This is a genomic window from Oleiphilus sp. HI0080 (assembly GCF_001635135.1).
Genome location: NZ_LWFU01001242.1, coordinates 1 through 666, shown reverse-complemented (window position 1 = coordinate 666; position 666 = coordinate 1). Strand labels below are relative to the sequence as shown.

General features: G+C 49.7%; 1 protein-coding gene and 1 pseudogene. Both read left to right on the top strand.

The features are described from left to right. Positions 1-243, top strand: a pseudogene (locus A3751_RS21570) (porphobilinogen synthase); the annotation flags it as partial. 13 nt (positions 244-256) lie between these two features. Beyond that, a partial coding sequence (locus tag A3751_RS21565; RefSeq protein ID WP_156492729.1) for a hypothetical protein occupies positions 257-666 on the top strand: 410 nt, incomplete at its 3' end.

Genomic DNA, 666 nt, shown 5'->3' with positions numbered 1-666 from the left:
GTGATGGTCAAACCAGGCATGCCCTATTTAGACATTGTTCAGCGCGTTAAAACGGAATTACGCGCACCGACTTTTGTCTATCAGGTCAGTGGTGAGTATGCGATGCACGTCGCTGCGTTTGAAAACGGCTGGCTCGACAAAGACAAGGTGATTCTTGAGTCGTTACTTTGTATCAAGCGAGCGGGTGCCGATGCTATTTTGACTTATTTTGCCAAGGATGCGGCACGGCTATTGAAAGGGTAGAGGGCATTTGTGCGTGTATGAGCTCTCAAGAAAGATCGTACTCTGCCTTTTGTGCGGCGTAGCAGGCTTGTTATGGACTGTGCAGGTTACGGTTGCTCAAGAGGGGGCGGTCGCAGAAGAGCCGCTTGTTCGATGGAGCGAGCAAGCTATGTCGCTCGATCACGAAAAACTGTTTGAGCGTTTGGGAGCCGACTTTGAGCGGCCATTGCGACAATTGGTCTTTGAAGAGATTGCGTTGCAAGAGGCGATGTTCATAGAAGTGTCAGAACGCCCATATGGTTACTATGATCCGGATGCCCGTTTGGTCGTCGTTCCCCTCTCGAATATCTATCGTGCGTTTGATGATCTGAAGGCGCGATTTCCTCAGCAAGAAGGTGTTCAGCAGTCAATACTCTCTGCGGCTTTGCAGTTTTATTTGATGAG